7 protein-coding genes and 1 pseudogene are annotated in these 9,961 nt (G+C 65.6%); all 8 read right to left on the reverse strand.

Translation table 11 applies throughout. The features are described 5' to 3' along the window. Positions 1-1,581, reverse strand: a 1,581-nt coding sequence (locus EN742_RS12670) for a DUF1989 domain-containing protein (RefSeq protein ID WP_128332865.1), incomplete at its 3' end; no start/stop codon positions are given. A 269-nt stretch (positions 1,582-1,850) separates the two neighbouring features. Further along, positions 1,851-2,474 (reverse strand): sarcosine oxidase subunit gamma family protein, encoded by a 624-nt coding sequence (locus EN742_RS12675; protein WP_127405681.1) that lies wholly within the window; start codon positions 2,472-2,474, stop codon positions 1,851-1,853. Next, positions 2,467-5,451 carry a sarcosine oxidase subunit alpha gene (locus EN742_RS12680; RefSeq protein WP_245492304.1) on the reverse strand — a complete coding sequence of 995 codons (2,985 nt, stop codon included), beginning with the start codon at positions 5,449-5,451 and terminating at the stop codon, positions 2,467-2,469. Before EN742_RS12680 ends, EN742_RS12675 begins: the two co-directional genes overlap by 8 nt. Beyond that, complete coding sequence (locus EN742_RS12685; protein ID WP_127406240.1) at positions 5,451-5,729, reverse strand: sarcosine oxidase subunit delta; 279 nt, start codon at positions 5,727-5,729, stop codon at positions 5,451-5,453. Before EN742_RS12685 ends, EN742_RS12680 begins: the two co-directional genes overlap by 1 nt. Positions 5,730-5,739: 10 nt before the next feature. After that, on the reverse strand, positions 5,740-6,993 hold the full coding sequence (locus EN742_RS12690; RefSeq protein WP_128332866.1) for a sarcosine oxidase subunit beta family protein: 1,254 nt from the start codon (positions 6,991-6,993) through the stop codon (positions 5,740-5,742). 94 nt (positions 6,994-7,087) lie between these two features. Continuing rightward, positions 7,088-8,395 (reverse strand): type III glutamate--ammonia ligase, encoded by a 1,308-nt coding sequence (glnT, locus tag EN742_RS12695; protein WP_127406239.1) that lies wholly within the window; start codon positions 8,393-8,395, stop codon positions 7,088-7,090. 54 nt (positions 8,396-8,449) lie between these two features. Then, positions 8,450-9,778: an FMN-binding glutamate synthase family protein gene (locus EN742_RS12700; protein ID WP_127406241.1), complete on the reverse strand. Its 1,329-nt coding sequence runs from the start codon at positions 9,776-9,778 to the stop codon at positions 8,450-8,452. A 6-nt stretch (positions 9,779-9,784) separates the two neighbouring features. Beyond that, positions 9,785-9,961, reverse strand: a pseudogene (locus EN742_RS12705) (protein GlxC); the annotation flags it as partial.

Below are 9,961 nucleotides of genomic sequence, written 5' to 3' on the forward strand. Positions count from 1 at the left end.
GGACAGGTCGTCGCCGCCGACCCAGCGGAAATTGTCCTTGCCGAGCCTCAGCAGCGTGCCGTCGTCGATCATGCCGCCATGCTCGTAGCACATCGCCGAATAGACGACCTGGCCGACGCCGAGCTTCTTGACGTCGCGGGTCAGCGTGTAGTGCAGCAGCGCTTCCGAATCCGGTCCTGTCACCTCGAACTTGCGCAGCGGCGACAGGTCCATGATCACCGCCGCCTGCCGGCAGGCCCAGTACTCGGCGATGGCGCCCTCCTTGGCGAAGGAGTTGGCCAGCCAGTAGCCCCTGTACTCGGCGAAGTCGCGCGTGTGCTTGGCAAAGCTCGAATGAAAGGCTGTCTCACGGGTCATTTTCGGTTCCGAATCGGGCGTCATGCGTCTGGCGATCGCGCGCGAGAATTTGTGCTGGCCGGAATAGGTGCGCACATGGATGTCGGTGAGGTTCCAGCCATTGGCGGGCGTGGTGTCGTCGGGGCAGGCGGAGGAGACGCAGACGATGTCGGTCAGTGCGCGCAACAGCACATAGTCGCCAGGCCGCGACCACGGCTCGTCCGACACCATGACGCCATGCGCGTCGATTGCCGTGTTGAAGAAGAAGTTGATCGCCATCCAGCCGGCGCGGGGCGTGACGCCCTTGTCCGAAAGCGCCTTGTTGAAATTCTCCGAGCAGTTGGTGTGCCCGGGATAACCAATATCGTCGTAGTATTTGGCCGCACACGCGAGCGCGAAGGCGTCGTGCCGCCCGCAAGTGTCCTGCACCACCTCGACCAGCGGCTCCATGTCCTGGTCGTAATATTTCGAATGCAGGCCGGGCATCGGATAGGCGGCGCCCATCAGCGTGCGCGTCGTCGTCACGTCGAGCGGCAGGTCGCGCCCCTTGTCCAGCTTGCGCGCTGAAAAACACTGGAAGTCGGTGCACTGCCGGCCATCGACATCGATGATCTGCAGATAGTCGCCGGCCTTGACGAAATAGGCTTCGGCGGTCGCCGAATGGACACGCAGATCGAGCACAGGATCGGCGAGCGGATCGGGGAGTTGCGACCTGGTCTTCAGCCGAATGGTGTTGCGCCGCACGGTGACGGTAAGCGGCGTCGCTGTGTCGTGGCCGTCGACCAGCATCGGTCCGCCGGGTGCGGCGATCAGCATCGCGCCATCGCGCTGCACGGCGAAGCCTTGCTCGGTGCCGGCCGGCGTCGTAGCGCCGAAGACGCGCACGGCCTTCGGTTGCTCAAGCTGAACTTGGCGGCGTTGCAGGCCGAGACGCAGCGCCGACAAGCTGTCGTCGCCATCCGCCAGCAGCGCCTTGATGCCGGCGGCGTTGCTGTTTGCGGCCTCGCCGAAAATGCCGGGATCGGTGACGCCGTCCTTGCCCCAGGCCAACAACTCGCAGGCCTGTCCGCCTTCGATATTGCGCACGCTGACCGTATCGCCGGCCTCGACGTCGAGCAGCACGGCGCCATTGCCCTGCACGGTGTAGCGCTCGATGCCGGACGGCAGCGCGATCTGGCCAGGCCTCAGGATGAGGCTCGGTCGGGGCGGCCCGGAGGCGACGGCGGGGTAGGGCGACTGGCTCATCTCGACCCTATGTTTCGAGCAACAAGTTTGCCTGTGTGTGAAATTAGTTTAGCAGCAAGAATAGCAGCGGGGTTGGATTTGGCAAGGTGGAGATGGCGCCGGCTCCTCCTTCTCCCCCTGTGGGAGAAGGTGTCGCCGAAGACGACGGATGAGGGGTGCGCGAAGGAACGCCGGCGTCTCACTCCGTCGCGCACCTCTGATCCGTCTCGGCGCTAACGCGCCGATCCACCTTCTCCCACAGGGGGAGAAGGAGAGTGCGCGCACATGCGCTACACCAGTTCCTCGGAATGCGCGATCGTAACGCCATACTCCGCAGCCGAATCGAGAATGGTGTGCCAGAGACTTTCGGCGAAGGTCGAAAACACCAGCAGGTTGAACACCGCCTGCCCGCCGCGATCACCACCCCGCCACAGCGTGACGCTGGTGTGATCCATCGAGGTTGCAGCAGCGGAGCCAATCGCAAACACATAGGGATGCAGATCAATCGACGATAGCTTGGCGAGCATTGCGCGCGCTCTCTGCCCGGATGCGCTGATCAGCACGCGCGCATGCGACTGGTCGGAAAGCGAAGCCGAACCGGCAAAGACCGAGGCAAGCGCCTCAATCCCGTGCCTGCCGCCCTTCGACAGCACGAAAAACTGATCCGGTCCGGACCAGATCAGCGTCGCGTCGGCGGTGCCGACCGCCTTCGGCGTTTCCGGCGTCGCCGCGCCGAAGCGAGCCTTCGAGGCCCTGGCCATGTCGGCGGCCTTGCCGCGCCGCGCCATGATCTGCACGAGGTCGAAATTTCGGATCTCGGTCAGCGCCACGCCGGCTTCGCCTTGCGCGCCATAAGGGCCGGCGACCAGCGCGCGGTCCAGCGGGCTGCGGACGTCCCAGGAAAACTCAGCCACGCTGGCGCCCTCCTTCCGGATCGTAGAAGACGGGATTGCAGAGTTCGACATCGTACTCCTCGCCGCGCAGCGGGTCGTGCGCGCGCACGATCTCGCCGATGCGCTCGCGGCCGCGTTCGACCAGCCCGAGCCCGATCCATTGGTCGAGTGTCGGCGAGAAGCAGACCGAGGTGACATAGCCCTGGTCGTTGCCGGGGCCGGGGATCTCGCCCTTCGGAATGACATGCGCGCCGGAGCGCAGCCGCCGCGCCTTGTCGGTCGGCTTGATGCCGACGACCACCTGCCGGTCCGGCGCCACCAGCGCCTCGCGCCCGGCCATGACGCGGCCGATAAAATCCTTCTTGGTCGACATCATCTTGCCGAGGCCGAGATCGGCGGCGGTCGTGGTGCCGTTGAGCTCCGGCCCGGCGACATGGCCCTTCTCGACGCGCATCACGCCGAGCGCCTCGGTGCCATAGGGTGTCACGCCGAACGGTTTTCCCGCGATCATCAGATTGCGCACCAGCGCCTCGCCGTAGCGCGCCGGCACCGAGATCTCGAACGCCATCTCGCCGGAGAACGAAATGCGGAACAGCCTGGCCTTGATGCCGCCGCGCAAGGCGACTTCGCGCGCGCCCATGAACGGAAAACCTTCGTTCGACAGGTCTTCCAAGGGATCGACAATTTCGCGAAGCAGGTCACGGGTCTTCGGCCCGGCGATTGAGAACTGCGCCCACTGGTCGGAGACCGAGGTCAACTGCAGGTCGAGCTCGGGGAACAGCACCTGGCGGCAGAATTCGAGATGCTGCATCACCAGCCCGGCCTTGGCGGTGGTGGTGGTGAGGAAATAGTGATCCTCGGCCAGCCGCGAGGTCGTGCCGTCGTCGTAGACGATGCCGTCTTCGCGCAGCATCAGCCCGTAGCGCGCCTTGCCGACGGCGAGGTTCGAAAAACTGTTGATGTAGACGCGGTCGAGGAAGGCGCCGGCGTCGGGACCGTGCACATCGATCTTGCCGAGCGTCGAGACATCGCAGAAGCCGACGCCGCCGCGCACCGTTTTGACCTCGCGGGTGACCGATTCCAGCCAGTCCTTTTCGCCCGCGCGGGGATACCACTGCGCCCGTTTCCATAAACCGGTGTCGACGAAGACCGCACCCTGTTCCGCCGCCCAGTGATGCGACGGCGTCAGCCGCGTCGCGTGGAAGTTTTCGTCGCGGTGGTGACCGGCAAAAGCGCCGATGGCGACCGGCACGTAAGGCGGACGGTAGATCGTCGTGCCGGTTTCCGGGATCGATTTACCGCTCACCGCCGCCATGATGGCGAGGCCGGCAATGTTGGAGGTCTTGCCCTGGTCGGTCGCCATGCCGAGTGTGGTGTAGCGCTTGAGGTGCTCGACCGATTCGAAACCTTCGCGCTGCGCCAGTTCGACATCGGAGGCGGTGACGTCGTGCTGCTGGTCGCCGAAGGCCTTGCCCTTGCCGGCGACATGCCAGAGCGGGGTGAGCGAGAAGGTCTCGTCGTCGGCGATCGGCGCTGAACCTGCGGTGCCGCCGCGCCCGCTACCGCTTGCGGCAGCGGCGCCGGCCTCAAACCCTTCGCGCAGGCAAGCGCTGAGGCCGAAGGCGCCGTTGGCGGCGCCTACGGCGAGCATGCCGGGCGGCACGCCATCCGGCACGAACGCGGCGATGTCGTCGCGCCATTTCGGCCGGCCGCGATGATAGGAGGTCAGCCCGACCGAAGGATTCCAGCCGCCGGAGACGGCAAGCCCGTCGGCGTCGACCTCGGCGCGCGCGCCGCCGGTCAGCGAGACGGCGATCTTGCGCACGCCATCCTTGCCGCCGTCGACGCCGGTAACCGAACCGTTGAGCACCGCGAAGCCGTTCTTGGAAGCAAGCGCGCGATGAGCCGGCGAGACATCCGGCCGCGCGTCGATCACTGCCGCCACCTGCAGCCCTGTGCTGAGCGCCGTCTCGACCGTGCGCCAGCCATCCTCGTTGTTGGTGAACAGCGCGACGCGTTTTGCTGGCGTTGCTGCATAACGGCCGACATAGCTGCGCATGGCGGCCGCCATCATCACGCCGGGCGTGTCGTTGCCGGCAAAGACGATCGGCCGCTCGATCGCGCCCGCCGCGACAATGCTGCGCTTCGCCACGATGCGCCACAGCCGTTGCCGCACCTGGTGCTCCGGCGGCACCGACCGATGGTCGTTGACGCGCTCGATCGCGCCATAGGTGCCGCCGTCATAGACGCCGAACAGCGTCGTGCGCGTCATGATGCGGACATCGGGCATCGAGCCAAGCTCGTCCAGCGTGCGCGCGATCCATTCGGCAGCGGGCAGACCGTCGATCGTGCCGCCATCGGCGAGCAGGCGGCCGCCGAGGGCAAAATCCTCTTCGCAGAGGATGACGCGCGCGCCGCAGCGGCCGGCAGCCAAAGCTGCCGCCAGTCCCGCCGGGCCGGAGCCTGCGATCAGCACGTCGCAATGCGCCCACGCCTTGTCGTAATGGTCGGGATCGGCGATGCCGGCGGCGCGGCCCAGCCCCGCTGCGCGGCGGATCGCCGGCTCGTAGATCGCCTCCCAGAACTTTGCCGGCCACATGAAGGTCTTGTAGTAGAAGCCGGCGACGAAGATCGGCGCGAACAGCTGGTTGACCGACAGAAAATCGTGGCGCAGCGACGGCCAGCGGTTCTGGCTGGCGGCCTCGAGACCGTCATACAGTTCCGCTGTCGTCGCCTTGGTGTTCGGCTCGCGCCTGGCGCCGCTGCGCAATTCGACCAGCGCATTCGGCTCTTCCGATCCCGCCGTCAGGATGCCGCGCGGACGATGGTACTTGAACGAACGGCCGACCAGCTTGACGCCGTTGGCGACCAACGCCGAGGCCAGCGTATCGCCCTGGAAACCAAGCAGGGTCTTGCCGTCGAAGCGGAAGCTCAGCGGCGTCGAACGGTCGATGAGACCGCCATTCGCCAGCCGGTGTGTCTGCGCGCCGCCCACCATCACGCGCCAACCTTTGCGGCACCGGCGCCAGCCGCGGGCGCGACGGCTGAAATCTCATGCGTCAGCGTGTTGCGGGTGACCTTCAGCCAGGCCCGGCAGCCGCCGCCATGATACCAGTGCTCGCTCATTGAGCCGGCGATGTTGTCGCGCAGGTAGACGTATTCGTAGACGGCAACGTCCTCGCCGGCTTCCGGCGCTGGGCGTTGCGGCTTGGCGTCGCCGAGATAGGTGAACTCGCCGAGTTCGCGTTCGCCGCAGAAGGGACAGACTATGCGCATGGCAGGGCCTTCAGTGCAGGTTCGGTTGGGCGCCCTGGCCCTTTTCGTCGATCATTGCGCCACGCTGGAAGCGGTCCAGGCGGAAGCGCGCGGCTTCCTGGTGCGACTCATCGCGAGCGAGAAGATGGGCAAAGACCAGGCCGGAGCCGGGCGTCGCCTTGAAGCCGCCATAGCACCAGCCGGCATTGAGATAGAGCCCTTCCACAGGGCTCTTGTCGATGATCGGCGTGCCGTCCATCGACATGTCCATGATGCCGCCCCACTGGCGCAGAAGACGGACGCGGCCGATCATCGGGATCAGCGCCATGCCGCCCTCGCAGACATCCTCCATGACCGGAAGGTTGCCGCGCTGGGCGTAGGAATTGTAGCCGTCGATGTCGCCGCCGAAGACCAGGCCGCCCTTGTCCGACTGGCTGACATAGAAGTGGCCGGCGCCGAAGGTCATGACATTGGGCAGCAGCGGCTTGATCGCTTCCGAGACGAAGGCCTGCAGCACATGGCTTTCGATCGGCAGGCGCAGGCCCGCCATCGCCGCGACGCGCGATGAGGAGCCGGCGACCGCCATGCCGACCTTGCCGGCGCCGATGCGGCCGCGCGAGGTCTCGACGCCGGTCACCTTGCCGTTGGCATCGCGCGTGAAGCCGGTGACCTCGCAGTTCTGGATGATGTCGACGCCGAGCGCGCTCGCCGCATGCGCGTAGCCCCACACGACGGCGTCGTGCCGTGCCGTGCCGCCGCGCCGCTGCAGCAGCCCGCCCTGCACGGGGAAGCGCGCATTGTCGAAGTTCAGGAACGGCATCATTTTCCTGACCGCCGCGAGGTCGAGCAATTCGGCGTCGATGCCGTTGATGCGCATGGTGTTGCCGCGCCGCGCATAGGCATCGCGCTGGGCGTCGGAGTGGTAGAGGTTGATGACGCCGCGCTGGCTGACCATTGCGTTGTAGTTGAGGTCCTGCTCCATCCGCTCCCACAGCTTCATCGACAATTCGTAGAAGCCGGTATTGCCGGGCAAGCCGTAGTTGGAGCGGATGATGGTGGTGTTACGGCCGGCGTTGCCGGAGCCGATCCAGCCTTTTTCCAGCACCGCGACGTTGCGCATGCCGAACTCGCTGGCGAGGAACCATGCCGTCGCCAGCCCGTGGCCGCCGCCGCCGATGATCACCACATCGTAGCGGCCCTTCGGGCTGGCGTCGCGCCAGGTGCGCTGCCAGTTCTTGTGGCCGGAGAGAGCGGCGCGGGCGAGCGAGAAGATCGAGTATTTCATAAAGTCATTCCGAGCTCGCTCGCATCGCGCTGATGGTCTTCCTTAACGCATCGGATTCGTCCGAAAACCGCTTCGCACTTTTCGGTCCGATGCTTCAGATATCCAGCGTGTGGTCGCGCTCCCACTGCGTGAAGTGCGAAGCATAGGAATTCCATTCCTGCTGCTTCAGCTTTAGGTAAGCCGACGAGAATTCCTCACCCAGCGCCGCCTTCAGCGATTTGTCATTGTCGAACTCGCGCAGCGCGTCGAGCAGGTTGAGCGGCAGTTTCGGCGCATCCGTCACGGTATGGCCGAACTGGTACATGTCGATGTCGTAGCGTTTGCCCGGGTCGGCCTTCGAGCGGATGCCATCGAGACCGGCAGCGATGATGACGGCCTGCAGCAGATACGGGTTGGCTGCACCGTCGGGCAGGCGCAGCTCGAAACGGCCCGGGCCTGGCACGCGCACCATGTGGGTGCGGTTGTTGCCGGTCCATGTCACCGTGTTCGGTGCCCAGGTCGCGCCAGAAATCGTGCGCGGCGCATTGATGCGCTTGTAGGAATTGACCGTCGGGTTGGTGATCGCCGCAAGTGCCGAGGCATGCTTCATGATGCCGCCAAGGAAGTTCCTGCCCTTGGCGGAAAGGCCGAGCTCCATCGCATTGTCGGCGAAGACATTGGTCTTGCCGGTCTCGTCCCACACCGAGATATGCGCATGGCAGCCATTGCCGGTCAGGCCCTGGAAGGGCTTGGGCATGAAAGTCGCGCGCAGGCCGTGCTTTTCGGCAATCGACTTCACCATGAATTTGAAGAACGAGTGCTTGTCGGCGGTCGCCAGCGCATGGTCGAAGGTCCAGTTCATCTCGAACTGGCCGTTGGCGTCCTCATGGTCGTTCTGGTACGGGCCCCAGCCCAGCGCCAGCATGTGGTCGCAGATCTCAGCGATGACGTCGTAGCGGCGCATCACCGCCTGCTGGTCATAGCATGGTTTTGAGGCGGTATCGTATTCGTCGGAGATCGCCTTGCCGTCCGGCGAGATCAGGAAGAACTCCGCCTCGACGCCGGTCTTGACATGCATGCCGTCGCGGGCGGCCTCTTCGATCACCCGCTTCAGCGTGTTGCGCGGCGCCTGGCCGACCTCCTTGTCGTCCATGACGCAATTGGCGGCGACCCAGGCGACCTCCGGCTTCCACGGCAACTGTATGACCGAGGCTGGATCCGGAACCGCCAGCATGTCCGGATGCGCCGGGGTGAGATCGAGCCATGTGGCGAAGCCGGCAAATCCCGCGCCGTCCTTCTGCATGTCGGCGATCGCCTGTGCCGGCACCAGCTTCGCACGCTGCCCGCTAAACAGGTCGGTGTAGGAGATCATGAAATATTTAACGTTTTTCGCCCTTGCGAATTCTGCAAGATCAGTAGTCACACCAGTTCCCCATTTTTTGTCGGCCATGGCCCAAGGCATTTGGCCCTTCATTGATTAGAAGCCGTTCTTGCCCGGTATCCAGTTGGTGCCGGCAAGCGGCACGCCCGCCATGGCGGCCGCTTCGATGGTCAGCGCGACGAGGTCCTCGGGCTCGAGATTGTGCAGGCTGTTCTTGCCGCAGGCGCGCGCGATCGTCTGCGCCTCCAGCGTCATCACTTTCAGGTAATTCGCCAGCCGCCGTCCGGCCGCGATCGGGTCGACTCGTTTCATCAGCTCCGGATCTTGCGTGGTGATGCCTGCCGGGTCGCGGCCCTCGTGCCAGTCATCATAGGCGCCGGCGGTGGAGCCGAGCGCATTGTACTCTACCTCCCAGCGCGGATCGTTGTCACCAAGCGCAACCAGCGCCGCAGTGCCGATCGATACCGCGTCGACGCCGAGCGCGAGCGCCTTGGCGACGTCGGCGCCGTTGCGGATACCGCCGGAGACGATGAGCTGCACCTTGCGATGCATGCCGAGGTCCTGCAGCGCCTGCACCGCCGGCCTGATGCAGGCAAGCGTCGGCTGGCCGACATTCTCGATGAACACTTCCTGCGTCGCGGCCGTGCCGCCCTGCATGCCGTCGACCACGACGACGTCGGCGCCGGCCTTCACCGCGAGCGCGGTGTCGTAGTAGGGGCGGGCGCCGCCGACCTTGACGTAGATCGGCTTTTCCCAGTCGGTGATCTCGCGCAGTTCGAGGATCTTGATCTCGAGGTCGTCGGGCCCGGTCCAGTCGGGATGGCGCGACGCCGAGCGCTGGTCGATGCCCTTGGGAAGCGTGCGCATCTCGGCGACGCGGTCGGAGATCTTCTGGCCAAGCAGCATGCCGCCGCCGCCGGGCTTGGCGCCTTGGCCGACGACCACTTCGATCGCGTCGGCGCGGCGCAGGTCGCGCGGGTTCATGCCGTAGCGCGACGGCAGGTACTGATAGACGAGCTGATTGGAATGGCCGCGCTCCTCCTCCGTCATGCCGCCGTCGCCGGTGGTGGTCGAGGTGCCGGACAGCGTCGCGCCGCGGCCGAGCGCTTCCTTGGCGGGGCCGGACAGCGACCCGAAACTCATGCCGGCGATGGTGATCGGGATCTTCAGCTCGATCGGCTTCTTGGCGTGGCGCGTGCCCAGCACCACACTGGTGTCGCAGCGCTCGCGATAGCCTTCCAGCGGATAGCGCGAGATCGAGGCGCCGAGGAACAAGAGATCGTCGAAATGCGGCAGCTTGCGCTTGGCGCCGGCGCCGCGGATGTCATAGATGCCGGTCGCTGCTGCGCGGCGGATCTCGGAAAGCGTGTAGTCGTCGAAGGTCGCGGATTTGCGCGGCGTCGTCGGCGGGTTGCGATAGGTCATCTTGCCTCAATACGCGTCGGCGTTGTCGATATTGAAATTGTAGAGCTTGCGCGCCGAGCCGTAGCGCTTGAACTCCGAAGCTTTGACGCCGGTCACGCCGGCGCGGTCGAGCAAGCCTTGCAGGAATTCCAGATGCTCGGGCCGCATCTCCTTGGCGATGCAGTCGGCGCCCAGGCTCTCGAC

The sequence above is a fragment of the Mesorhizobium sp. M4A.F.Ca.ET.020.02.1.1 genome (assembly GCF_004022645.1).
Lineage (GTDB): Bacteria > Pseudomonadota > Alphaproteobacteria > Rhizobiales > Rhizobiaceae > Mesorhizobium.